This window comes from Citrobacter sp. S-77, from assembly GCF_963864895.1.
GTDB classification, from domain to species: domain Bacteria; phylum Pseudomonadota; class Gammaproteobacteria; order Enterobacterales; family Enterobacteriaceae; genus Citrobacter; species Citrobacter murliniae.
On sequence record NZ_CAWLWU010000002.1, the window covers coordinates 1,451,957 to 1,477,221 of the forward strand.

Sequence of the window (25,265 nt, forward strand, 5' to 3'; positions counted from 1 at the left end):
TGAAACCTGAAGATTAAACATGACTGAATCTTTTGCTCAACTGTTTGAAGAATCCTTAAAAGAAATCGAAACCCGTCCGGGTTCCATCGTTCGTGGTGTTGTTGTTGCTATCGACAAAGATATCGTACTGGTTGATGCCGGTCTGAAATCTGAGTCTGCCATTCCGGCAGAGCAGTTCAAAAATGCCCAGGGCGAGCTGGAAATCCAGGTTGGTGACGAAGTTGATGTTGCTCTGGATGCAGTAGAAGACGGCTTCGGTGAAACTCTGCTGTCCCGTGAAAAAGCTAAGCGTCATGAAGCTTGGATCACGCTGGAAAAAGCTTACGAAGAAGCTGCGACCGTTACTGGTGTTATCAATGGCAAAGTCAAGGGTGGCTTCACTGTTGAGCTGAATGGTATTCGCGCGTTCCTGCCGGGTTCCCTGGTAGACGTTCGTCCGGTCCGCGACACGCTGCACCTGGAAGGCAAAGAGCTTGAGTTCAAAGTAATCAAGCTGGATCAGAAGCGTAACAACGTTGTTGTTTCCCGTCGTGCCGTTATCGAATCCGAAAACAGCGCAGAACGCGATCAGCTGCTGGAAAACCTGCAGGAAGGCATGGAAGTTAAAGGTATCGTTAAGAACCTCACTGACTACGGTGCATTCGTTGATCTGGGTGGCGTTGACGGCCTGCTGCACATCACCGACATGGCATGGAAACGCGTTAAGCATCCGAGCGAAATCGTAAACGTTGGCGACGAAATCACTGTTAAAGTGCTGAAGTTCGACCGCGAGCGTACTCGTGTATCTCTGGGCCTGAAACAGCTGGGCGAAGATCCATGGGTAGCTATCGCTAAGCGTTATCCGGAAGGTACCAAACTGACTGGTCGCGTGACCAACCTGACCGACTACGGCTGCTTCGTTGAAATCGAAGAAGGCGTTGAAGGCCTGGTTCACGTTTCCGAAATGGATTGGACCAACAAAAACATCCACCCGTCCAAAGTTGTTAACGTTGGCGATGTAGTGGAAGTTATGGTTCTGGATATCGACGAAGAACGTCGTCGTATCTCCCTGGGTCTGAAGCAGTGCAAAAACAACCCATGGCAGCAGTTCGCGGAAACCCACAACAAGGGCGACCGTGTTGAAGGTAAAATCAAGTCTATCACTGACTTCGGTATCTTCATCGGCCTGGACGGCGGCATCGACGGCCTGGTTCACCTGTCTGACATCTCCTGGAACGTTGCAGGCGAAGAAGCAGTTCGTGAATACAAAAAAGGCGACGAAATCGCAGCAGTTGTTCTGCAGGTTGATGCAGAACGTGAGCGTATCTCTCTGGGCGTTAAACAGCTCGCAGAAGATCCGTTCAACAACTGGGTTGCACTGAACAAGAAAGGCGCAATCGTAAACGGTAAAGTGACTGCAGTTGACGCTAAAGGCGCAACCGTAGAACTGGCTGACGGCGTTGAAGGTTACCTGCGCGCTTCTGAAGCTTCACGTGACCGCGTTGAAGATGCAACTCTGGTTCTGAGCGTAGGCGACGACGTTGAAGCTAAATTCACCGGCGTTGATCGTAAGAACCGTGCAATCAGCCTGTCTGTTCGTGCTAAAGACGAAGCTGATGAGAAAGATGCAATCGCAACTGTTAACAAACAGGAAGATGCAAACTTCTCCAACAACGCAATGGCTGAAGCTTTCAAAGCAGCTAAAGGCGAGTAATATCGAGTACTCTCTCATTCCTTTGTGCTATCAACAGCACAAAGGGTGACGAGTAGCTTGACAGATGACAGGATTCGTCCTGTAATCAATGACAAAGGGCGGCTACGGCCGCCCTTAATCAATGCAGCAGCTAATTTTGCCTTTAAGGAACCGGAGGAATCATGACCAAGTCAGAATTGATTGAAAGACTTGCAACCCAGCAACCTCATATTCCCGCGAAAGCGGTTGAAGATGCAGTAAAAGAGATGCTGGAACATATGGCCTCGACTCTTGCGCAGGGCGAGCGTATTGAAATCCGCGGTTTCGGCAGTTTTTCTTTGCATTACCGCGCACCACGCACCGGACGTAATCCGAAGACTGGCGATAAAGTGGATCTGGAAGGGAAATATGTTCCGCACTTTAAACCGGGTAAAGAACTGCGCGATCGCGCCAATATTTACGGTTAAGTTTTAAAAGAAACTTAAGCGCGAAAAAGCACCTGAATGGGTGCTTTTTTCATTTTGACACCCATATTTGAATGCCTCCTCGCAGTTAATTTGCACGTTACATTTCCCATGTAAAAACCGCGGAACCCACCGCGTTTAACGGACAATTTTCACCAGACAACCGTTAAGCTGTACTGCACACTTCCGCCAACAGGGAGGTGTCTGATGAAAATAACAACGGTGAGTTTGTGTGCGTTGTGCGGCATGCTGCCACTTACGCTATTGCCAGTGCTGCCTGGAGCGCTGTATTTCAGTGGTCTGTTTTGTCTGGCATGTATGCTCTGTCTTATTCCTCGCAAATATCTGCAATACACCGGATTAACCCTGTTGTTCTTTCTCTGGGGAATACTGGCGGCGAAAGAAGCGATCTGGGCGAGTAATACGCTCCCTGCCAGGACCCAGCAGGCCATCGTCCAGATTACCAGTACGGACAATAAGACGACACACTACGGGAAAATAACGCACCTCCGGGGACGCCGGATATTTCCAGCAGTGGGGATCGTGCTGTACGGACAGTATTTACCCGGCGATGTTTGTGCGGGCCAGCAATGGGATATGACGCTCAAGGTTCGTGCGGTACATGGGCAGTTGAATGAAGGTGGATTTGATAGCCAGCGTTATGCGCTAGCACAGCATCAGGTGCTGACTGGGCGTTTTCTGCAGGCCACGGTTATCATGCCAAAATGCAGTTTGCGTGCTCGTTACCTCTCTTCACTCAATACCGCTCTGGCCACGTATCCCTGGCAGCAGGTCATACTGGGCCTGGGAATGGGGGAACGATTATCCGTTTCGCAAGAGGTGAAAACCATAATGCGTGATACCGGCACTGCGCATTTGATGGCCATTTCCGGGCTGCACATTGCTTTTGCCGCACTACTGGTCGGCGGGTTGATACGCGGCGGACAATTTTTTATGCCGACACGATGGCTCCACTGGCAGGTACCGCTGGTTGGCGGAATAGCCAGTGCGGCATTCTATGCATGGCTAACGGGTTTACAACCTCCTGCATTACGTACGGTGGTTGCACTGATTGTGTGGGGAGCGCTTCAATTAAGTGGTAGGCAGTGGAGTGGGTGGTCGGTCTGGGTATGTTGCCTGGCCGCCATCGTACTGGTGGATCCAGTCAGTATTCTTTCTCAGAGCCTGTGGTTATCGGCTTTTGCTGTTGCGGCACTGATATTCTGGTATCAGTGGGTTCCAGTGTCGGATCGACCGCTATCCCGTGTCGGACATGTAATCCTGGCGCTGATCCATCTTCAGTTGGGTATTACCGTTCTGTTGATGCCTGTGCAAATCGCTTTTTTTCACGGCATCAGCCTGACATCTTTTCTGGCTAATTTATTTGCCGTCCCGCTGGTTACGTTCGTTACCGTCCCGCTGATACTCGCCGCAATGATTGTGCATTTAACCGGTCTGGTGATGCTCGAATCGGGACTATGGTATTTGGCTGACCGTTCTCTGGCGCTTCTATTCTGGACGCTCAACAAGCTGCCAGAAGGGTGGGTTAACATTGATGAACGCTGGCAATGGCTAGCATTATCTCCCTGGTTGATGCTTATCGCATGGCGGCTGAATATCTGGCGTACCCTGCCGATAGTCTGTATTTCTGGACTGTTTTTGCTGAGCGTGCCGCTCTGGATAACGCCGCGAAATGACGTATGGCAGGTGCATATGCTGGATGTCGGGCAGGGGCTGGCGATGGTGATTACCCGTAATGGGAAGGCGATACTTTATGATACCGGTCTGGCCTGGCCGGAAGGCGACAGCGCGCAACAGCTCATTATTCCCTGGTTACGCTGGCACAACCTGGAACCGGAAGGGATTATTCTCAGTCATGAGCATATGGATCACCGGGGGGGATTACGCTCACTACAAAAGACCTGGCCATCTTTGTGGACAAGAAGTCCGTTGGGCTGGGAAGGGCATCTTCCTTGTTTTCGCGGGCAGAGGTGGCAATGGCAGGGTTTAACGTTTAGCGCACACTGGCCAATCAGAAGAAATAAAGAGCAGGGAAATAATCAATCCTGCGTGGTAAAAGTTGATGATGGAAATCACAGCATCCTTCTGACAGGTGATATTGAATCTTCTGCTGAACAAAAAATGCTAAGTCACTACTGGCAGCATCTTCGGTCTACTTTTATTCAAGTTCCGCATCATGGCAGTAATACCTCCTCATCATTAGCGCTGATTCAGCGGGTTGGCGGACAAGGCGCTTTAGCCTCAGCGTCACGCTACAATGCCTGGCGCCTGCCATCCAGGAAGGTGAAGCAGCGTTACCTGCAACAGGGTTATCAATGGCTGGATACACCTCATCAGGGACAAGTTACACTGGATTTTTATCAGAAAAGTTGGCGAGTACGCAGTTTAAGGGATCAGATTTTACCCCGTTGGTATCATCAGTGGTTTGGCGTGCCGGAGGATAACGGGTAGAATATGCGGCTATTCTAACAAATGCTGGTTTTTTGAATGCATAACGATAAAGATCTCTCTACGTGGCAGACATTTCGCCGACTATGGCCAACCATAGCGCCTTTTAAATCGGGTCTGATCGTGGCGGGTATAGCGTTAGTCCTTAACGCGGCCAGCGATACCTTCATGTTATCGCTCCTTAAGCCATTACTGGATGATGGTTTTGGTAAAACAGATCGCTCAGTGCTGCTGTGGATGCCGCTGGTGGTTATTGGGCTGATGATTGTACGTGGCTTAACCAGCTACGTCTCCAGCTACTGTATTTCATGGGTGTCAGGCAAAGTGGTTATGACCATGCGCCGCCGCCTGTTTGGTCATATGATGGGCATGCCCGTCGCCTTTTTTGATAAGCAGTCTACCGGTACGTTACTGTCACGTATTACCTATGATTCAGAGCAGGTGGCGTCTTCGTCTTCCGGCGCGTTGATCACCGTGGTGCGTGAAGGGGCCTCAATTATTGGCCTGTTTATCATGATGTTTTATTACAGCTGGCAGCTGTCATTAATCCTGATTGTGCTGGCCCCTATTGTATCAATTGCGATTCGTGTTGTTTCCAAGCGCTTTCGTAGCATCAGTAAAAACATGCAAAATACGATGGGTCAGGTTACAACCAGTGCTGAGCAAATGCTGAAAGGCCACAAAGAAGTTCTGATATTCGGTGGTCAGGAAGTTGAAACCAAGCGTTTTGATAAAGTCAGCAACAAGATGCGCTTGCAAGGCATGAAGATGGTTTCTGCATCTTCCATCTCCGATCCTATCATCCAGTTGATTGCCTCTTTGGCTCTGGCCTTCGTGTTATACGCAGCCAGTTTCCCAAGTGTGATGGAAAACCTGACTGCGGGGACAATTACGGTTGTCTTCTCCTCTATGATCGCCCTGATGCGTCCGCTGAAGTCTCTGACTAACGTCAACGCGCAGTTCCAGCGTGGTATGGCTGCATGCCAGACCTTGTTTACTATTCTGGATAGTGAACAAGAAAAAGACGAAGGTAAACGTGTGATTGAACGCGCTACCGGCGATCTGGAATTCCGTAATGTGACTTTTACCTATCCGGGGCGTGAAGTTCCAGCGTTGCGTAACATCAATCTGAATATCCCGGCGGGTAAAACCGTGGCGCTGGTAGGCCGTTCCGGTTCAGGAAAATCCACCATTGCGAGTCTGATTACGCGCTTCTACGACATTGATGAAGGGCAGATTCTGATGGACGGACACGATCTGCGTGAATACACCCTGGCGTCCTTACGCGATCAGGTGGCTCTGGTCTCGCAGAACGTACACCTGTTTAACGATACGGTTGCGAACAACATTGCCTACGCGCGCACAGATATGTACAGCCGGGAGCAGATTGAAAAAGCGGCGCAGATGGCTTATGCCATGGATTTCATCAACAAAATGGATGATGGTCTGGATACGATTATTGGCGAGAACGGCGTCCTGCTGTCCGGCGGCCAACGCCAGCGTATCGCTATCGCCCGTGCTTTGCTGCGCGACAGCCCGATTTTGATCCTTGATGAGGCTACGTCAGCTCTGGATACAGAGTCCGAACGCGCAATTCAGGCTGCACTGGATGAGTTACAGAAAAACCGTACTTCACTGGTCATTGCTCACCGCCTTTCAACTATCGAACAAGCGGATGAAATCGTGGTGGTGGAAGACGGGCTGATTGTTGAGCGCGGCACCCATAGCGAACTGCTCGAACAGCGCGGTGTGTATGCACAACTGCACAAAATGCAATTTGGCCAATGATTGCGCGCATTTGGTCTGGTGAATCGCCGCTGTGGCGATTATTACTTCCGCTCTCCTGGCTCTACGGACTGGTGAGCGGAGGTATCCGCTTATGCTACACGTTGGGACTTAAACGTGCATGGCGCGCACCAGTGCCGGTTGTTGTTGTCGGAAACCTGACTGCGGGTGGCAATGGTAAAACGCCAGTGGTAATTTGGCTGGTTGAACAATTGCAGCAACGCGGCATTCGCGTGGGCGTTGTTTCTCGTGGCTATGGCGGGAAAGCACAGGCTTATCCGCTTTTACTGACAACAGAGACGACCACGGCAGAAGCGGGTGATGAACCTGTGCTGATCTTCCAGCGTACCGGTGTGCCAGTGGCTGTCTCTCCGGTAAGAACTGATGCGGTAAAAGCCATTCTTGCCCGGCACGACGTGCAGATTATTGTTACCGATGATGGGTTACAGCACTATCGTCTGGCGCGTGATGTTGAAATTGTAGTGATTGACGGTGAACGTCGGTTCGGTAATGGCTGGTGGCTTCCGGCTGGTCCAATGCGTGAGCGTGCCGGACGCCTCAAATCAGTTGACGCGACGATCGTCAATGGTGGCACTCCATTGCCCGGGGAAATTCCCATGTGCCTTGAGCCAGGCCTGGCCGTTAATTTACGTACAGGTGAGCGGCGTAATGTAGCGCAGCTACCCAATATTGTTGCCATGGCGGGTATTGGTCATCCCCCCCGTTTTTTTGCCACACTTGAGGCATGCGGCGCCCGTCCGCAGAAGTGTATCGCGCTGGCAGACCACCAGTCTCTGACCTACAGTGACGTCAGCGTGTTGTCAGGTGAAGACCAAACGCTCGTCATGACGGAGAAAGACGCAGTTAAATGTCGCGCTTTTGCCGATGACAACTGGTGGTACTTACCCGTTGATGCTCATCTGTCGGGTGAACAACCTGGTGTCTTACTCGATAAGTTAACCTCGCTGACTCGCTAACAGATTCAAGCCGCGGCAGCGAATCATTTATGAGGTCATAAATGTCGTTGCCGCACCTTTCTTTGAAGGATGCCCGTCATCTCCACCTTGCTGCACAAGGTTTGCTGAAAAAAACTCGTCGCCGGGCAACCTCTGCTGACATTCTCGCGACCATTTCGCAAATGTCCTTACTCCAAATCGATACTATCAATATTGTGGCGCGCAGCCCTTACCTGGTGCTGTTTAGCCGTTTGGGTGACTATTCGCCGCAATGGCTCGATGAATCATTACTGTGCGGTGAGCTGATGGAATACTGGGCACATGAGGCCTGCTTCCTGCCGCGTAGCGACTTTATGCTGATACGGCATCGCATGCTGGCTCCTGAGAAAATGGGCTGGAAGTACAAAGCAGAGTGGATGAAAGAGCATGCCCATGAGATTGAACAACTGTTACAGCATATCCAGCATAACGGACCAGTAAGATCCGCGGATTTTGAGCACCCGCGTAAGGGAACCAGCGGTTGGTGGGAATGGAAACCGCATAAGCGTCATCTTGAAGGACTTTTCACCGCCGGGAAGGTGATGGTGGTGGAGCGGCGTAATTTCCAGCGAGTCTATGATTTAACGCATCGCGTCATGCCGCACTGGGATGATGATCGTGACCTTCTCTCAAAGGCTGAAGCGGAAATAGTTATGCTTGATAACAGCGCCCGCAGCCTCGGTATTTTTCGTGAGCAGTGGCTGGCAGACTATTACCGCTTGCAGCGTCCGGCGTTAAAAACCTGGTGTGAAGTACGGGCAGAGCAACAACGAATTATTCCTGTAGACGTTGAAGGCCTGGGAACTCTGTGGCTCCATAGCGACCTGCAACCACTTCTTGAGCAGGCACTGGCGGGTAAGTTAACAGCGACCCATACTACGGTTTTATCGCCATTTGATCCGGTGGTTTGGGATCGTAAACGGGCTGAACAGCTGTTCGATTTTAGCTACCGGCTGGAATGCTACACGCCAGCACCGAAACGTCAGTATGGCTATTTTGTCTTGCCCCTACTGCATCGGGGACAGTTGGTTGGGCGTATGGATGCCAAAATGCACCGAAAAACAGGCGTGCTGGAGGTCATTTCTCTTTGGCTGCAGGATGAGGCCAAACCTGGGGTTACCTTGCAAAAAGGATTATTCCAGGCGATCGATGATTTCGCTCGCTGGCAGCAGGCTGTGCGAGTCACGATAGGCAGCTGTCCTGACGGTTTATTTACTGACTTGCGTCAGGGCTGGGAAATAGACCCAGCCCTGTAAGCGATTATGTTAATATTTACGTATTCACAATCCGGTCCATCTGGAGGAACTATGGATCATCGTCTGCTTGAAATCATTGCCTGCCCGGTATGCAATGGCAAACTCTGGTACAACCAGGAAAAACAAGAACTGATTTGCAAACTGGATAACCTTGCTTTCCCACTGCGAGAGGGAATTCCCGTGTTGCTGGAAACGGAAGCTCGTGTCCTGACTGCTGATGAGAGTAAATCATGAGTTTTGTGGTCATTATTCCTGCGCGTTATGCGTCCACACGTCTGCCTGGTAAGCCGCTGCTGGATATTAACGGTAAGCCGATGATAGTACATGTGCTGGAGCGTGCGCGTGAATCTGGCGCTGAACGTATTATTGTTGCTACCGATCATGAAGATGTTGCGCGTGCTGTAGAAGCCGTTGGTGGCGAGGTGTGCATGACCCGCGCCGATCACCAGTCTGGTACGGAACGCCTGGCTGAAGTTGTCGAAAAATGTGGTTTTAGCGACGATACCGTCATTGTGAACGTTCAGGGTGATGAGCCGATGATCCCGGCGGTTATTATTCGTCAGGTAGCCGAGAATCTGGCGCAACGACAGGTCGGCATGGCGACGCTTGCAGTCCCCATTCACAGCGCGGAAGAGGCGTTTAATCCGAATGCGGTGAAAGTAGTGTTGGATGCTGAAGGGTATGCGCTTTACTTTTCCCGGGCGACAATTCCCTGGGATCGTGACCGTTTTGCAAAAAGTCTGGAAACCGTAGGTAATACTTTTCTGCGCCATCTGGGGATTTACGGTTATCGCGCGGGCTTTATTCGTCGCTATGTGAACTGGCAACCTAGCCCGCTTGAACAGATTGAAATGCTGGAGCAGCTTCGTGTGCTTTGGTATGGCGAAAAAATTCATGTTGCCGTCGCTAAAGAAGTGCCGGGGACAGGGGTTGATACGGCCGAAGATCTTGAGCGCGTCCGCGTCGAAATGCGTTAATCTTTTCACGGCACTCCACCCGTTTTTGGGAGGGGTGTCGTATCGTTACTCTTTTCCCGCCACTTTTCTTTTCATCAATTGATCTCATCCGGGTGACATCTGTCTATTCGACGCTCATTATGAAAGCAGTAGCATTTATGAGGGCAATCTGAAATGGAACAGTTGCGTGCCGAACTCAGCCATCTGCTGGGCGAAAAACTCAGTCGTATAGAATGCGTGAACGAAAAAGTAGATACGGCGCTGTGGTCACTGTACGACAGCCAGGGAAATCCGATGCCGCTGATGGCCCGAAGTTTCACCACCCCGGGCATGGCACAGCAGTTGGCATGGAAAACTACCATGCTGGCGCGCAGTGGTACGGTACGTATGCCGGTCATTTATGGGGTATTAACCCACGAAGAACATCCCGGCCCTGACGTTCTGTTACTTGAACGCTTACGTGGCGTGCCAGTGGAAGCGCCCGCCCGAACGCCAGAACGCTGGGAACATTTAAAAGATCAGATCGTGGAAGGTTTGCTGTCATGGCATCGTCAGGATAGTCGAGGCTGTGTTGGCGCGGTGGATAACACGCAGGAAAATTTATGGCCATCCTGGTATCGCCAACGAGTTGAAGTGCTGTGGAGCACGTTAAACCAGTTCAACAATACCGGCCTTACAATGCAGGACAAACGGATTCTGTTTCGCACCCGTGAATGTTTGCCAGCGTTGTTTGAAGGCTTTAACGATAACTGCGTTCTGATCCACGGTAATTTCAGCTTACGCAGTATGCTCAAAGATGCCCGTAGCGATCAGCTTCTGGCAATGGTGGGGCCTGGTTTGATGCTATGGGCGCCAAGAGAGTATGAGCTGTTTCGACTAATGGATAATGCCCTGGCGGAAAGCCTGCTCTGGCAGTATCTGCAACGCGCGCCAGTGGCAGAGTCGTTTATCTGGCGGCGCTGGTTGTACGTATTGTGGGATGAGGTTGCGCAACTGGTTAATACCGGTCGTTTTAACCGTTCCAATTTTGACCTGGCGACCAAATCACTGCTGCCCTGGCTCGCCTGACGAGCCTTTCAGCCACTGCCAGATCCTGCCCAGTGTTTCGTAACCGACGCGATCGCTATGCATAAGCCAGACGGGCGACGGAATGGCACGTTCCCACGGATTCAGCGGCGAGTCTATTGCCAACTGGTTGGCTGGTGCTGGCAGCGGATGCAGCCCGGCTTGTTGGAAGAAAATCATCGCTCGCGGTAAATGCGACGCAGAAGTCACCAGCAGGAAAGGCGCGTTGCCGATAGCCTGTTTTACCGCAGCAGCTTCTTCCTCGGTATCTTTTGGTGTATCCAGCGTAATAATGTTACTGCGAGGAACGCCCAGCGACTCGGCCACGCGCGCCCCCGCTTCTGCGGTACTGACGTTGTTGGTCTTCGCTGCTGCGCCGGTAAAGATCAGCTTTGATCCTGGATTGGCTTGCCACAGACGAATCCCCTCATTTAGCCGTGGAAGACTGTTATTGATCAGATTAGAACTCGGTGCCCACTGCGGGTTCCAGGTATAGCCCCCGCCCAGAACCACAATGTATTCCACTTTTTGCGTATCTTGCCAGGTGGGATATTTGTCCTCAATAGGTTTAAGCAGACTATCAGCAACCGGTTGCAAGCTGAGCAGTAACAGCGCGAGCCAGCTCAGGCTGATGAACACTTTCCCTGTTTTCTGAAAGCGACTAAACCAGACCAGCGCTAGCCCTGTGCCCATAACAATTAGCATCAATGGAAGCGGCAGCATCATACCGCCAATCACTTTCTTCAGCGTAAAAAGCATCCTTTTTGGTTCCTTTTTTAACCATACAGCAGGGGATCTGCAGGGATATTACACCAGGAAGGTTCATTCTCGGCGTGGGTGTGACAAAATAGCGGTTTTACTTAGTCACCCTAAAGCCAGTATGTGGAGAGCCCGATGCGGGATCGCAATTTTGATGACATTGCAGAGAAGTTTTCCCGTAACATTTACGGTACCACCAAAGGTCAACTGAGACAGGCTATTCTTTGGCAGGATCTGGATCGCTTACTGACGACGTTTGGTGGGCAAAAACTACACATTCTGGACGCCGGCGGTGGTGAAGGACAGACGGCCATCAAAATGGCTGAATGTGGGCATTTCGTGACATTATGCGATCTGTCCGGCGAGATGATTGCCCGTGCGCAACAGGCGGCAGAGGCAAAAGGTGTGAGCGGAAACATGCATTTTATACAATGCGCCGCTCAGGACGTTGCTTCGCATTTGGAAAGCCCGGTTGATCTGATATTGTTTCATGCTGTGCTGGAATGGGTGGCTGAACCGGTCAGCATGCTGCAGACTCTGTGGTCGGTATTACGTCCCGGCGGCGCGCTGTCGTTAATGTTCTACAATGCTAACGGTCTGTTGATGCATAACATGGTCGCAGGGAATTTTGACTATGTGCAGGTTGGGATGCCAAAACGTAAAAAACGTACGCTTTCACCAGACTACCCGCGTGATCCTCAGCAGGTTTACCAGTGGCTGGAGGATATCGGTTGGCAGATAACCGGTAAGACTGGCGTACGCGTGTTTCATGATTATCTGCGAGAAAAACATAAACAGCGTGACGGTTATGAAATGTTACTTGAGTTAGAAACGCGCTATTGCCGCCAGGAGCCGTATATCAGCCTTGGTCGTTATATTCATGTCACCGCGCGCAAACCGCAGATGCAAGGATAACTTATGAGTGAATTTTCCCAGACAGTCCCCGAACTGGTTGCCTGGGCCAGAAAAAATGACTTCTCTATCTCTCTGCCGGTAGACAGACTTTCGTTCCTGTTGGCTGTGGCTACGCTAAACGGCGAACGACTGGACGGCGAGATGAGTGAAGGTGAACTGGTGGATGCGTTCCGCCATGTGAGTGATGCGTTTGAGCAAACCAGCGAAACCATCGGCGTTCGCGCCAACAACGCGATCAACGATATGGTGCGTCAACGTCTGCTGAACCGCTTTACCAGCGAACAGGCGGAAGGGAACGCCATTTATCGTTTGACGCCGCTCGGGATTGGCATCACCGATTACTATATTCGCCAGCGAGAATTCTCCACGTTGCGGCTGTCAATGCAGTTGTCGATTGTGGCAGGTGAGCTAAAGCGTGCAGCAGACGCGGCGGATGAAGGCGGCGATGAGTTCCACTGGCACCGCAACGTTTACGCTCCGCTGAAATACTCGGTGGCGGAAATTTTTGACAGCATCGATCTGACGCAGCGCATTATGGATGAGCAACAGCAACAGGTTAAAGATGACATTGCGCAATTGCTGAATAAAGACTGGCGGGCTGCAATTTCCAGCTGTGAAATGCTGCTGTCTGAAACTTCCGGTACGCTGCGTGAGTTGCAGGACACGCTGGAAGCGGCGGGTGATAAGCTACAGGCTAATCTGTTGCGTATTCAGGATGCCACGATGACGCATGACGACCTGCATTTCGTTGACCGTCTGGTATTTGACTTACAAAGCAAACTTGACCGAATTATTAGTTGGGGCCAGCAATCCATTGATTTGTGGATTGGCTACGATCGACACGTACATAAATTTATCCGCACCGCGATTGATATGGATAAAAACCGCGTCTTTGCCCAGCGCTTGCGCCAGTCTGTGCAGACATATTTTGACGATCCGTGGGCATTGACTTATGCCAATGCCGACCGATTGCTGGACATGCGTGACGAAGAGATGGTGTTGCGTGATGAAGAGGTTACCGGGGAGCTTCCGCCGGACCTGGAATATGAAGAATTTAACGAGATCCGCGAACAACTGGCGGCGATTATTGAAGAACAGTTGGCTATCTATAAATCCAGACAAACGCCACTGGATCTCGGTTTGGTAGTGCGCGAGTATCTGGCGCAATACCCACGTGCGCGTCACTTCGACGTAGCGCGTATTGTTATCGATCAGGCGGTACGCCTTGGCGTAGCGCAAGCAGATTTCACCGGACTGCCAGCCAAATGGCAGCCGATTAATGATTACGGAGCCAAGGTACAGGCGCATGTCATTGACAAATATTGAAAAAGTGATGCCGGTTAAGCTGGCGCAAGCGCTGGCGAATCCGTTATTTCCGGCGCTGGACAGCGCATTGCGTTCGGGTCGACACATTGGCCTGGATGAGCTGGACAATCATGCCTTCCTGATGGATTTTCAGGAATACTTTGAAGAGTTTTACAGCCGCTATAACGTGGAATTGATCCGTGCTCCGGAGGGTTTTTTCTACCTTCGTCCGCGTTCGACGACGCTCATTCCGCGTTCCGTCTTGTCTGAACTGGATATGATGGTGGGTAAAATTCTTTGTTATCTCTATCTCAGCCCGGAACGCCTGGCGAATGAAGGGATTTTTACCCAGCAGGAGCTGTATGACGAACTGCTGACGCTGGCTGACGAAGCAAAATTGCTCAGACTGGTGAATAACCGCTCTACGGGTTCGGATGTTGACCGCCAGAAGCTGCAGGAAAAGGTGCGTTCTTCTCTCAACCGCCTGCGTCGCTTAGGTATGGTGTGGTTTATGGGCCATGACAGCAGCAAATTCCGTATTACGGAATCTGTTTTCCGCTTTGGCGCGGATGTTCGCAGCGGCGACGATCCGCGCGAAGCGCAGCGTCGCTTAATTCGTGATGGTGAAGCGATGTCGGTCGAAAACCGCCTGCAACTCAATGATGAGCCAGAAGAGAATCAGCCGGACAGTGGAGAGGAAGAATAATGATTGAACGCGGTAAATTTCGCTCACTTACGCTGATTAACTGGAATGGTTTTTTTGCCCGTACGTTTGATCTCGATGAACTGGTTACCACCTTGTCGGGGGGTAACGGTGCGGGTAAATCCACTACCATGGCGGCGTTTGTTACGGCGTTAATCCCGGACTTAACCCTGCTGCATTTCCGTAACACCACGGAAGCCGGTGCGACCAGCGGTTCACGTGATAAAGGCCTGCACGGTAAGCTAAAAGCGGGTGTCTGCTATTCCATGCTCGATGTCCTCAACTCGCGTCATCAGCGCGTAGTCGTCGGCGTTCGTCTGCAACAGGTGGCCGGGCGCGACCGTAAAGTTGATATCAAGCCGTTTGCCATTCAGGGGCTGCCGATGTCGTTACAGCCAACCGAGCTGGTAACGGAAACGCTGAACGAGCGCCAGGCTCGCGTCCTGTCTCTTCCTGAGCTGAAAGAGAAGCTCGATGAGATGGAAGGCGTGCAGTTTAAGCAGTTCAACTCAATAACCGATTACCACTCACTGATGTTCGATTTGGGCATCATCGCCCGTCGTCTGCGCTCAGCTTCCGACCGTAGTAAATTCTATCGCCTGATCGAAGCTTCACTGTACGGCGGGATTTCCAGCGCCATTACCCGTTCACTGCGCGACTATCTGTTGCCAGAAAACGGCGGGGTGCGTAAAGCGTTCCAGGATATGGAAGCCGCATTGCGGGAAAACCGCATGACGCTGGAAGCAATACGCGTAACTCAGTCTGACCGCGACTTGTTTAAGCACCTGATCAGCGAGGCAACGAACTATGTGGCGGCGGACTATATGCGCCACGCCAACGAGCGTCGCATTCATCTGGATAAAGCGTTGGAATATCGTCGCGAGTTGTATACCTCGCGCAAACAGCTGGCGGCGGAACAGTACAAGCATGTCGAGATGGCGCGCGAGCTGGGCGAACATAACGGTGCGGAAGGCGACCTTGAAGCCGATTATCAGGCGGCCAGCGATCACCTGAATCTGGTGCAAACCGCGCTCCGGCAGCAGGAAAAAATCGAACGCTATGAAGCGGATCTCGAAGAGTTGCAGATCCGCCTCGAAGAACAAAATGAAGTGGTAGCGGAAGCCGCTGACCGCCAGGATGAAAATGAGGCTCGTGCGGAAGCCGCCGAACTGGAAGTGGATGAGCTGAAAAGCCAGCTTGCCGATTACCAGCAAGCGCTGGACGTTCAGCAAACACGAGCCATTCAGTACACCCAGGCGATTCAGGCGTTGAGCAGGGCTAAAGAGCTTTGCCATTTACCGGATCTGACGGCGGACAGCGCGGCGGAATGGCTGGAAACCTTCCAGGCAAAAGAGCAAGAAGCTACTGAAAAACTGCTGACGCTGGAACAGAAAATGAGCGTGGCGCAAACCGCGCACAGTCAGTTCGAACAGGCTTACCAGTTGGTAGTGGCGATCAACGGCCCACTGGCACGCGGGGAAGCCTGGAGCGTTGCTCGTGAATTGTTGCGTGAAGGCGTTGAGCAGCGTCATCTGGCGGAACAGGTTCAACCGCTGCGTATGCGCCTGGGTGAGTTGGAACAGCGCCTGCGCGAACAACAGGAAGCGGAACGTCTGCTGGCGGAGTTCTGTAAACGTCAGGGCAAACATTTCGATATTGATGAGCTGGAAGCCCTGCATCAGGAGCTGGAAGCTCGTATCGCTTCCTTGTCTGATAGCGTGTCGTCTGCCAGCGAACAGCGTATGACGCTGCGTCAGGAGCAGGAGCAACTGCAATCCCGCATTCAGCATTTAATGCAACGTGCTCCTGTCTGGCTGGCGGCGCAAAATAGCCTGAATCAGCTCAGCGAGCAGTGCGGCGAAGAGTTCACCTCCAGCCAGGAGGTTACTGAATATCTGCAACAACTGCTGGAACGCGAACGTGAAGCCATTGTTGAGCGTGATGAAGTCGGTGCGCGTAAAAACGCCGTTGATGAAGAGATTGAGCGCTTAAGCCAGCCGGGTGGTGCGGAAGATCAACGTCTGAATGCGCTGGCGGAACGCTTCGGCGGCGTGTTGCTGTCTGAAATCTATGACGACGTTAGCCTTGAAGATGCACCGTACTTCTCCGCGCTGTATGGTCCGTCACGCCATGCCATTGTTGTGCCGGATCTCTCACTCATCACCGGGCAACTCGAAGGACTGACAGATTGCCCGGAAGATCTCTATTTCATCGAAGGGGATCCGCAGTCGTTCGATGACAGCGTCTTCAGCGTGGATGAGCTGGAAAAAGCGGTGGTGGTGAAAACCGCTGAACGTCAGTGGCGTTATTCCCGCTTCCCGACAGTACCAATTTTTGGTCGTGCCGCGCGGGAAAGCCGCATTGAAACCCTGCATGCTGAACGTGAGGGGCTGTCCGAACGTTTCGCCACGCTCTCTTTTGACGTCCAGAAAACTCAGCGTTTGCATCAGGCGTTTAGCCGTTTTATCGGTAGCCATCTGTCGGTTGCGTTTGAAGCCGACCCGGAAGCGGAAATTCGTCAATTAAACAGCCGTCGCCTAGAACTGGAACGTGCGTTGACCAATCATGAAAATGATAACCAACAGCAGCGTATGCAGTTTGAACAGGCGAAAGAGGGCGTCTCAGCCCTGAACCGCCTGTTACCGCGATTGAATCTGCTGGCAGATGATACGCTCGCCGATCGCGTGGACGAAATTCGCGAACGCCTGGATGAAGCCGAGGAAGCGGCACGCTTTGTTCAGCAGCATGGCAATCAACTGGCCAAACTGGAACCGATCGTTTCGGTTCTGCAAAATGACCCCGAGCAGTTTGAACAACTCAAAGAAGACTACGCGTATTCCCAGCAGGTACAGCGTGATGCACGTCAACAGGCTTTCGCACTGACCGAAGTCGTACAGCGTCGGGCGCACTTTAGCTATTCTGACTCTGCTGAAATGCTTAACGGCAATAGCGATCTGAACGAGAAGCTACGCGAACGTCTGGAACATGCGGAAGCGGAGCGTACTCGCGCCCGTGAAGCGCTGCGCAGCCATGCTGCACAGTTGAGCCAGTACAGCCAGGTCATGGCCTCACTGAAAAGCTCCTACGACACCAAAAAAGAGCTGCTGAACGATTTACAACGCGAACTGCAGGATATCGGTGTTCGCGCTGACAGCGGCGCGGAAGAACGCGCGCGTATTCGTCGTGATGAACTGCATGCACAGTTGAGCAACAACCGTGCGCGCCGAAACCAGCTGGAAAAAGCGCTCACCTTCTGCGAAGCAGAGATGGATAACTTAACCCGCAGGTTGCGTAAGCTGGAGCGGGATTATCACGAAATGCGTGAGCAGGTAGTCACGGCGAAAGCCGGGTGGTGCGCGGTGATGCGGATGGTGAAAGATAACGGTGTTGAACGCCGTCTGCACCGTCGTGAACTGGCTTATCTTTCCGGTGATGAATTGCGTTCGATGTCGGATAAGGCGCTGGGGGCGTTGCGTCTGGCGGTGGCAGATAACGAACATTTGCGTGACGTGCTGCGCATGTCTGAAGATCCAAAACGGCCAGAACGTAAAATTCAGTTCTTTGTAGCGGTTTATCAGCATCTGCGCGAACGTATCCGTCAGGATATTATTCGTACCGACGATCCGGTTGAGGCCATCGAACAGATGGAAATTGAGCTGAGCCGCCTGACGGAAGAATTAACCTCCCGCGAACAGAAGCTGGCGATCAGCTCACGCAGCGTGGCGAACATCATCCGTAAGACTATCCAGCGCGAGCAAAACCGTATTCGTATGCTGAACCAGGGACTGCAAAGCGTATCGTTTGGTCAGGTGAACAGCGTTCGTCTGAACGTGAATGTGCGTGAAACGCATGCCACCTTGCTGGATGTACTTTCTGAGCAACATGAACAGCATCAGGATCTGTTTAACAGCAACCGTCTGACCTTCTCCGAAGCGCTGGCGAAGCTGTATCAGCGTCTTAATCCGCAGATAGACATGGGACAACGCACGCCGCAAACCATCGGTGAAGAACTACTGGACTACCGTAACTATCTGGAAATGGAAGTCGAAGTTAACCGTGGTTCCGACGGCTGGTTGCGTGCTGAATCCGGTGCTCTGTCAACGGGTGAAGCGATCGGAACCGGGATGTCGATTTTGGTGATGGTTGTGCAAAGCTGGGAAGATGAAGGCCGTAGGCTGCGCGGGAAAGATATTTCCCCATGTCGCCTGCTGTTCCTTGATGAAGCAGCCCGACTGGATGCGCGCTCTATCGCGACCCTGTTTGAGCTTTGCGAGAGGCTGCAGATGCAGCTTATTATCGCTGCGCCGGAAAACATCAGTCCTGAGAAAGGCACCACCTATAAACTGGTGCGTAAGGTCTTCCAGAATACCGAGCACGTTCATGTGGTTGGCCTGCGCGGCTTTGCACCTCAGTTACCGGAGCCGCTGCCGGGAATCGAAGATGCCTCCTCGCAGGCAAGCTAAGTATAAGTAATAAAGCGGCCAAAAGGCCGCTTTATTCTTTTATGAAACCCCGGTTTGCTGGGTGAAATTTCTTTAAACTTCTTTACATTAGGTCAGGCAAAAAATTTTTGATGTTTATATACTGAAGGTAAGCCTGACGAGTAAACCAGGCTTGCTCGTCATACTTTAGATTGTATTGGCGTTTTTCAGGTCCAGCCCATGATGAATGGAGATGAGCATGCGGCCTGGCTATTCAGAGTATGATAAAGAAAACAGGGGGCAAGGGATGTTGCTTAATAAAATGTGTGGTCGTCGGCTGTCGGCAATCAGTTTGTGCCTGGCCGTAACATTCGCTCCACTGTTCAACGCACAGGCCGATGAGCCTGAAATGATTCCTGGTGACAGCTCTGCGGTTGTTAGCGAACAGCCAACCGCGCTATCACAACCGCAGGCACAATCTTTTGCGACAGCCATTATGGCGGGGATTCAACCTCTGCCGGATGGCGTGTCTGTGGATAAAGCCCGCGCAGAATTACAATCTCAACTTCCGGCAGGTTATACGCCGGTTTATATGAGCCAACTGGAACTGCTGTACGCCGCACGCGAAATGAAACCGATGTGGGAAAATCGTGATGCGGTAAAAGCTTTTCAGCAACAGTTAGCCGAGGTGGCTATTGCCGGTTTTCAGCCGCAGTTTAACACCTGGGTAGCGTTACTGACCGATCCAGGCGTAACGGGGCTGGCGCGGGATGCTGCTCTTTCTGACGCGATGATGGGCTATCTTCACTTCATTGCCAATATCCCCGTTAAAGGTAACCGCTGGCTTTACAGCGATAAGCCTTATGCGCTGGCGACGCCGCCGCTCTCGGTGATTAACCAATGGCAGGTGGCCCTCGATAATGGTCAGTTAACTTCGTTTATTGCCAGCCTGACGCCTCAGCATCCGCAGTATTCAGTGATGCATGAGTCATTGCTGAAGCTGGTGGGGGATTCACGCCCCTGGCCGCAATTAACCAGCACGACTACGCTGCGCCCGGGTGAGTGGAGTAAAGACATTCCGGCGCTGCGCGAAATTTTGCGGCGTACCGGGATGCTGGATGCGTCAGTCAGCACGGCAGCAAAAGAAGGGCGTAGCGCTTACGATCGTGAGCTTGTCGACGCGGTGAAGCGTTTTCAGGCCTGGCAAGGTCTTGGGGCCGACGGTACGATCGGACCTGCCACCCGTGACTGGTTGAACGTGACTCCAGCGCAGCGTGCCGGCGTGCTGGCCCTGAATATTCAGCGTTTGCGCCTGCTGCCGGGTGATTTATCGACCGGTATCATGGTCAATATTCCCGCTTATTCACTGGTTTATTATCAGAATGGTAATCAGGTGCTGGCGTCCCGCGTTATCGTCGGGCGACCTGACCGTAAAACGCCGATGATGAGCAGTGCGCTGAATAACGTGGTCGTTAACCCACCATGGAACGTCCCACCGACGCTGGCACGTAAAGATATTCTGCCTAAGGTATGGAACGATCCGGGATATCTTGAGCGCCACGGATATACCGTGATGCGTGGCTGGAACAGCAAAGAGGCGATAGATCCATGGCAGGTCGATTGGGCAACCATTACGCCTTCAAATCTGCCGTTCCGCTTCCAGCAAGCGCCGGGCGCGCGCAACTCATTGGGACGATATAAATTCAATATGCCAAGTTCAGATGCTATCTATCTGCACGATACGCCGAATCATACGTTGTTCCAGAAAGATACTCGCGCGCTGAGCTCTGGTTGTGTGCGCGTCAATAAGGCTTCTGAACTGGCGAATATGCTGCTGCAGGATGCGGGCTGGAATGATACGCGGATCTCGGATGCTCTGAAGCAGGGGGATACCCGGTATGTGAATATTCGCCAGAATATTCCAGTCAATCTCTACTACCTGACTGCATTTGTTGGAGCCGATGGTCGTACCCAATATCGTACAGATATTTACAATTACGATCTGACGGCGCGATCCAGTGCACAAATTGTGTCAAAAGCTGAACAATTAATCAGATAAATTAAGCAGTTCGAGGAAAATGATTGTCGTAAGTTATGCTGGAAACGGGGCAAAATGGCTGTAAGCCCCGTGTTTCCTGGGGTTGGGAGCCTTGACGTGGACTACTTAGCCAGATAAGGTTTCCCGCGTGCGCTGAAGCATACATACGATAACATTGACCTGTAGACTTAATACCATGGACAAATTTGACGCTAATCGCCGCAAATTGCTGGCGCTTGGTGGCATTGCCCTCGGCGCTGCCATCCTGCCTACGCCTGCGTTTGCTACACTCTCTACCCCACGTCCGCGCATTTTGACTCTGAATAACCTTCATACCGGAGAGTCAATTAAAGCAGAGTTTTTTGATGGCAGGGGCTATATTCAGGACGAATTAGCTAAACTTAATCACTTTTTCCGTGATTTTCGCGCGAATAAAGTGAAATCCATCGACCCGGGATTGTTCGATCAACTCTTCCGTCTGCAAGGCCTTCTGGGCACGCGTAAACCCGTACAGCTTATTTCTGGTTACCGCTCTATTGATACCAATAATGAATTACGTGCGCACAGCCGTGGTGTGGCAAAGAAAAGCTACCACACGAAAGGGCAGGCCATGGATTTCCATATTGAAGGCATCGCATTAAGTAATATTCGCAAAGCTGCGTTATCTATGCGCGCAGGTGGTGTAGGATACTACCCACGCAGTAACTTTGTGCATATTGACACCGGACCGGCGCGTCACTGGTGATCCATAAGCTTAATGAAACAGGAGCCGTATGAACTATCGTATTATTCCGGTCACTGCATTCGCCCAGAATTGCTCGCTGATCTGGTGTGAGCAAACCCGTCTGGCTGCGCTGGTCGATCCCGGCGGCGATGCTGAGAAAATCAAACAGGAAGTGGATGCCAGCGGCCTGACGCTAATGCAGATCCTGCTTACGCACGGTCATCTTGACCATGTAGGTGCAGCGTCTGAACTGGCGCAACACTACGGCGTACCGGTTATCGGTCCGGAAAAAGAAGATGAGTTCTGGTTGCAGGGGCTTCCCGCTCAGAGTCGTATGTTTGGTCTGGGAGACTGCGAGCCGTTGACGCCCGATCGCTGGTTGAACGAAGGCGATAGAGTAAGCGTTGGGAATGTGACGCTACAGGTGTTGCATTGTCCGGGTCATACCCCGGGACATGTGGTCTTCTTTGATGAACAGTCACAGTTACTGATTTCAGGTGATGTGATTTTCAAAGGTGGCGTTGGACGCAGTGATTTTCCACGTGGGGATCACAGCCAGTTGATCGATTCGATTAAACGTAAATTATTGCCGCTGGGTGATGATGTGACGTTTATTCCGGGGCACGGCCCACTTTCGACGTTGGGCAACGAACGGCTACATAATCCGTTCCTGCAGGATGAAATGCCAGTCTGGTAATCTACTCCGATAAATGAAAAAGGCCGCTATTGCGGCCTTTTTAGTGCTCAATAGCTTACAGCACAGCAACAATCGCTTCGCACAGTGGCGCCATGTTATCTGGCGTCATTCCTGCAACGTTTACACGTCCGGACGCTACGGCATAAACACCGAACTCTTCACGCAGACGCAGAACCTGCTCTTTTGTCAGGCCACTGAATGAGAACATGCCGTTCTGTTTAATGATAAAGCTGAAGTCGCGGTTCGCACCTTTCTCCTGCAGTGTATTAACAAACAGCAGACGCATGCGCTGAATGCGTTGACGCATATCGGTCAGTTCCTGCTCCCAGATAGCGCGCAGGGCATCATTGCTCAGGATGGTTGCCACAACTGACGCACCGTGTGCTGGTGGGTTGGAATAGTTGGCACGAATGACAGACTTCATCTGGCTGAATGCGCGATCGACGGTTTCGGCATCGGCAGCAACCAGCGTACAGGCGCCTACGCGCTCATTGTACAGACCAAAGTTTTTGGAATAGGAGCTGGCGACAATAAGCTCTTTATGTAACGCAGCGAATGCGCGCAGGCCTTCAGCATCTTCTTCCAGGCCACGGGCAAAGCCCTGATAAGCGAAGTCGAACAGCGGTAACCAGCCTTTTTCGACAGACAGTTGCGCCAGCGTCTGCCACTGTTCCAGTGTAGGATCAATACCGGTTGGGTTATGGCAGCAACCGTGGAATAACACCACGTCACCTGCCTGCGCTTCACTAAGGCTTGCCAGCAGCGCATCAAAGTCTAAAGAATGGTTTGCCGCATCGTAATAGTTGTATTCACGTACTTCCAGACCAGCAGAGTTAAATACGCTCTTATGGTTTGGCCAGCTTGGATTACTCACCCATACGCGTTTGGTTGCGGTGTTTTTTGCCAGGAAATCAGCAGCCACACGCAATGCACCGGTACCGCCAGGGGTCTGTGCTGTACGTGCGCGTTTGTCGTTAATCAGAACGCTACCTTTACCAAACAGCAATTCCTGAGTGCAACGACCAAACTCTGGAATACCGTCAATGCCAAGGTAGTTTTTGGTGGTTTCATTTTCCAGTATATACTGCTCGGCTTTTTTAACGCTGGTCAGCACCGGCGTTTTGCCTGTCTCATCTTTATATACACCAATCCCAAGGTTGATTTTTCCTGGGCGGTCATCGGCACGAAACAAATCAGCCAGACCTAAAATAGGGTCGGCAGGAGCGGCGGTAATGTTCTCAAACATGACGAGGTTCCATTGTGATTACAGAAGGGAAGTCCGCTATCAGGTTAACGGTAGATTTACAAAATGCCAACCGTTACTGACAAAAAGCAGAGGGGTTTTTTGAAGACGCAAGAATCCGCTGGCACAGATAAAAAAACAGGACCGAAGTCCTGTTTTTTAGGCATTTAACAAAGAGGTCTGCTATTAGAACTGGTAAACGATACCAACTGCAACGGTGTCGTCAGAGCCTACGCCCAGTTTGTTGTCAGAATCGATCTGGTTGATGATGTAATCAACATAGGTGGACATGTTTTTGTTGAAGTAGTAAGTCGCACCCACTTCGAAGTAGTTCACCAGATCTACGTCACCAATGCCTTCGATATCCTTACCTTTAGATTTGGTATAGGCGATGGACGGGCGCAAACCGAAGTCGAACTGATACTGAGCAACTAACAGCACGTCTTCAGTTTTGTTAGCATAGCCATTAGAAATACGGGTAGCGTTGCGGGTTTCGCTGTAGTTCGCCGCCAGGTAGATGCTGTTAGCATCGTATTTCAAGCCGGTCGCCCATTGTTCAGCTTTATCGCCATGACCACGCAGAGTCGGGTTCTGTTGTGCATCAGTACGATCTGCTGCACCGTAAGCACCCACGATACCGAAACCATCGAATTCGTAGCTTACAGAACCGCCAACGCCGTCACCGTTAGAGCGACGAACGTCATCACGCTCGTTTTTGCCCAGGTACTGGACAGCGAAGCTCAGGCCTTCAACCAGACCGAAGAAGTTGGAGTTACGGTAAGTTGCGAGACCACCGTTACGCTGTGAGAAGAACTGGTCAGAAGCGGCAGTATCACCACCGAATTCTGGCAGCATATCGGTGTAACCCAGTGCATCGTAAACGACGCCATAGTTACGACCGTAGTCGAAGGAGCCAGCATCACCGAATTTCAGACCAGCGAATGCCAGACGGGTTTTGTTACCGTCCTGAGCATTTGAGCCTTCAGCGTTGTTACCAGCAAAGTTGTATTCCCACTGACCGTAACCGGTCAGATCGGAATTGATCTGAGTTTCCCCTTTGAAACCAAGACGGGCATATGTCTGGTCGCCGTTAGCGGCGTAGGCATTGTCACCGTTGTGCTTGGAAAAATAGTGCAGACCTACTGCTTTACCATACAGGTCGACTTTGTTGCCATCTTTGTTGTAGATTTCTGCAGCGTTAGCTGCCCCGGCTACCAGCAGAGCAGGGATAACCACTGCCAGAATATTGCGCTTCATCATTATTTATTACCCTCATCGGTTTTTATATGACACCTGCCACTGCCGCCAATAAATTCCGTCAATAAAAATTTACGGAACTATTGATGAGAGTTTGGTGTCTTTATGTGTCTGACAGGCATCTTTCCATTCAAACTACCGTTCCGCTACCGTCAAAGTGCTACAAATATAAAGATTTAGTTTCAAAAAGAAAAAATGTGTAACTAAATGTTATTTTTGTGCAACTTTGTGAACGACTTCAAATTTCGGCTGTCTCTGTGCTTAAAATTGCTCCGTTTATTTCTATTTATATGATTTCCTTATACTTAATTTTGCTAATGGCATTTTCCCTGTGTCATATGAGAAAGATCCATTTTTACACTTGACTATTTATAGACGTCCAGAATGCCATGTGGTTGGTTAAAAAATGTGCTATATAATCAGAAAATGCTAATCCACAATAAAATCAGTGATTGTTTTTTGTGCAAATATGTTGCAGGGAAATATTAAGTAACAGGATGGGAGAGTTTTGGGATTGTGTTTAAGGAGTAATGCGAGTCTG

General features: G+C 51.3%; 18 protein-coding genes and 1 pseudogene. 16 read left to right on the forward strand and 3 right to left on the reverse strand.

Translation table 11 applies throughout. The annotated features are described in order from the left end of the window. The first annotated feature begins 19 nt into the window (after positions 1–19). From rpsA to AACS05_RS07470, 9 genes are all read left to right on the forward strand, one after another. The gene (gene rpsA / locus AACS05_RS07430) at positions 20–1,693 is read left to right on the forward strand and encodes a 30S ribosomal protein S1 (protein WP_045441262.1); all 1,674 of its coding nucleotides are present in this window, start codon (positions 20–22) and stop codon (positions 1,691–1,693) included. Between the two features lie 161 nt (positions 1,694–1,854). Further along, positions 1,855–2,139 carry an integration host factor subunit beta gene (gene ihfB, locus AACS05_RS07435; protein WP_003035780.1) on the forward strand — a complete coding sequence of 95 codons (285 nt, stop codon included), beginning with the start codon at positions 1,855–1,857 and terminating at the stop codon, positions 2,137–2,139. 204 nt (positions 2,140–2,343) lie between these two features. Further along, the gene (locus tag AACS05_RS07440) at positions 2,344–4,608 is read left to right on the forward strand and encodes a ComEC family protein (protein ID WP_045441263.1); all 2,265 of its coding nucleotides are present in this window, start codon (positions 2,344–2,346) and stop codon (positions 4,606–4,608) included. 36 nt (positions 4,609–4,644) lie between these two features. Then, on the forward strand, positions 4,645–6,393 hold the full coding sequence (gene msbA / locus AACS05_RS07445; RefSeq protein WP_045441264.1) for a lipid A ABC transporter ATP-binding protein/permease MsbA: 1,749 nt from the start codon (positions 4,645–4,647) through the stop codon (positions 6,391–6,393). Continuing rightward, positions 6,390–7,367 (forward strand): tetraacyldisaccharide 4'-kinase, encoded by a 978-nt coding sequence (gene lpxK / locus AACS05_RS07450; protein WP_045441265.1) that lies wholly within the window; start codon positions 6,390–6,392, stop codon positions 7,365–7,367. Before msbA ends, lpxK begins: the two co-directional genes overlap by 4 nt. Before the next feature lie 41 nt (positions 7,368–7,408). Then, entirely contained in the window at positions 7,409–8,641 is a 1,233-nt protein-coding gene (locus AACS05_RS07455) for a winged helix-turn-helix domain-containing protein (protein WP_045441266.1), read from the forward strand. 51 nt (positions 8,642–8,692) lie between these two features. Then, a complete protein-coding gene (gene ycaR, locus AACS05_RS07460) occupies positions 8,693–8,875 on the forward strand; it encodes a protein YcaR (RefSeq protein ID WP_045441267.1) in 183 nt (60 codons plus the stop codon). Then, the gene (gene kdsB, locus AACS05_RS07465; protein ID WP_045441268.1) at positions 8,872–9,618 is read left to right on the forward strand and encodes a 3-deoxy-manno-octulosonate cytidylyltransferase; all 747 of its coding nucleotides are present in this window, start codon (positions 8,872–8,874) and stop codon (positions 9,616–9,618) included. The genes ycaR and kdsB overlap by 4 nt, the downstream gene beginning before the upstream one ends. A 153-nt stretch (positions 9,619–9,771) precedes the next feature. Further along, positions 9,772–10,665 (forward strand): YcbJ family phosphotransferase, encoded by an 894-nt coding sequence (locus AACS05_RS07470; protein ID WP_045441269.1) that lies wholly within the window; start codon positions 9,772–9,774, stop codon positions 10,663–10,665. On the opposite strand, the gene elyC is transcribed toward AACS05_RS07470, so the two are convergent. Continuing rightward, complete coding sequence (gene elyC / locus AACS05_RS07475) at positions 10,642–11,421, reverse strand: envelope biogenesis factor ElyC (RefSeq protein ID WP_045441270.1); 780 nt, start codon at positions 11,419–11,421, stop codon at positions 10,642–10,644. The two genes, AACS05_RS07470 and elyC, sit on opposite strands and share 24 nt — an antisense overlap. A gap of 135 nt (positions 11,422–11,556) precedes the next feature. Between elyC and cmoM the strand changes: the two are divergent. The 7 genes and pseudogenes from cmoM to AACS05_RS07510 all read left to right on the forward strand — a co-directional run bounded on the left by cmoM (position 11,557) and on the right by AACS05_RS07510 (position 22,224). Continuing rightward, a pseudogene (cmoM, locus tag AACS05_RS07480) lies at positions 11,557–12,347 on the forward strand (tRNA uridine 5-oxyacetic acid(34) methyltransferase CmoM). Beyond that, a complete protein-coding gene (mukF, locus tag AACS05_RS07485) occupies positions 12,340–13,662 on the forward strand; it encodes a chromosome partition protein MukF (RefSeq protein ID WP_045441272.1) in 1,323 nt (440 codons plus the stop codon). Before cmoM ends, mukF begins: the two are co-directional and overlap by 8 nt. Beyond that, complete coding sequence (gene mukE, locus AACS05_RS07490; RefSeq protein WP_045441273.1) at positions 13,643–14,347, forward strand: chromosome partition protein MukE; 705 nt, start codon at positions 13,643–13,645, stop codon at positions 14,345–14,347. The genes mukF and mukE overlap by 20 nt, the downstream gene beginning before the upstream one ends. Then, entirely contained in the window at positions 14,347–18,807 is a 4,461-nt protein-coding gene (gene mukB, locus AACS05_RS07495) for a chromosome partition protein MukB (protein WP_045441274.1), read from the forward strand. The genes mukE and mukB overlap by 1 nt, the downstream gene beginning before the upstream one ends. A 265-nt stretch (positions 18,808–19,072) precedes the next feature. Then, the gene (gene ldtD / locus AACS05_RS07500) at positions 19,073–20,824 is read left to right on the forward strand and encodes a L,D-transpeptidase (protein WP_045441275.1); all 1,752 of its coding nucleotides are present in this window, start codon (positions 19,073–19,075) and stop codon (positions 20,822–20,824) included. A 175-nt stretch (positions 20,825–20,999) separates the two neighbouring features. Beyond that, positions 21,000–21,548 carry a YcbK family protein gene (locus tag AACS05_RS07505; RefSeq protein ID WP_016152461.1) on the forward strand — a complete coding sequence of 183 codons (549 nt, stop codon included), beginning with the start codon at positions 21,000–21,002 and terminating at the stop codon, positions 21,546–21,548. 28 nt (positions 21,549–21,576) lie between these two features. Continuing rightward, entirely contained in the window at positions 21,577–22,224 is a 648-nt protein-coding gene (locus AACS05_RS07510; protein WP_045441276.1) for an MBL fold metallo-hydrolase, read from the forward strand. A gap of 55 nt (positions 22,225–22,279) precedes the next feature. Here AACS05_RS07510 and aspC read toward each other — a convergent pair whose 3' ends face one another. Beyond that, positions 22,280–23,470 carry an aspartate transaminase gene (aspC, locus tag AACS05_RS07515; protein WP_045441277.1) on the reverse strand — a complete coding sequence of 397 codons (1,191 nt, stop codon included), beginning with the start codon at positions 23,468–23,470 and terminating at the stop codon, positions 22,280–22,282. Positions 23,471–23,653: 183 nt separating this feature from the next. Then, entirely contained in the window at positions 23,654–24,727 is a 1,074-nt protein-coding gene (ompF, locus tag AACS05_RS07520; protein WP_045441278.1) for a porin OmpF, read from the reverse strand. Positions 24,728–25,265 lie beyond the last annotated feature (538 nt).